This is a genomic window from Prevotella sp. MGM1, from assembly GCF_002933775.1.
Taxonomy (GTDB): Bacteria; Bacteroidota; Bacteroidia; order Bacteroidales; family Bacteroidaceae; genus Prevotella.
The window spans coordinates 1-930 of the sequence record NZ_BEWV01000010.1; the positions used below are offsets into that span (position 1 = coordinate 1).

At 51.1% G+C, this 930-nt stretch carries 1 protein-coding gene; it reads right to left on the reverse strand.

What is annotated here, in order from left to right; genetic code table 11:
• Window positions 1–930, reverse strand: a 930-nt coding sequence (locus MoGM_RS00085) for a transposase (protein WP_233210065.1), incomplete at both ends; no start/stop codon positions are given.

The window sequence follows — 930 nt, forward strand, 5'->3', positions numbered from 1 at the left end:
GGATAAGCGTAAAGGTTTGCTATACGGAACAGGAAGAACTTCTTGTCAGCAACACCCCTGAGGTTTGCCCTGAATAGTTTTATCTTGGCATTGAATGATTCAGCCATCGCATTTGAATCACGGTTGTTGTAGAATTTCAATATTTCATCATAATGCTCATAGAAGGTTGCGGCGATGACGTTAAAGGAATGGAATCCTGCTTCTTCGACCTTGCTATACCACTTTGCCATAGACAAACGTGCGGCATCCTTGATTGTGTTTTTTGAAAAGATCATCCGCAAGGAATGGCACAGGCCGTATGCCGTTCTGATATCCGGATACTCTTCGAACAGAATGGCGGCACGCTGTTTCTGCCTGCCGGTCCATTTCTCGGCTGATTTGAACAGGAGACACCGTGAGCGTATGAGCAGTTCTTTGCGGGTATCGCCATTGGGAAACCGGAACGGCACATAGTCCTCACCGTTCAGCTTGGCCTCTTCCATCTCGTCGTTTGCCTGCTGTATAGCTTCCCAACGGTGCTTGACCCGCAATTCCTGTACGGCGTCGCAGGCAAGCTTTTGGATGTGGAACCGGTCAATGACACGGCTCGCTTTTGGAAAAACCGACCGGACGATCTTGCGCATGGAATCAGACAGGTCGAGTGTAACCTCCTTCACTGCATGACGACGCTCATCATCAATGCGTTCCAGCACAGCGATGATATCCTCTGACTTTGTGCCTGCCACGATGGCAACCAGGGAGCGTTCACGTGTGCGGGAGTCACGGTTGGTCACAAACGTGTACAGTTCGCCGTTGGAGAGTGAGGACTCGTCGATTGCCAGCTTCGGACCGATATTCTCCGGAAACAGCAGCCATTTGTCGGCATGCCACAGTTGATCCCACTGCCGGAATCCGCTGGGCACTTCCTTATACCGCTTCTCGAACGTGTGG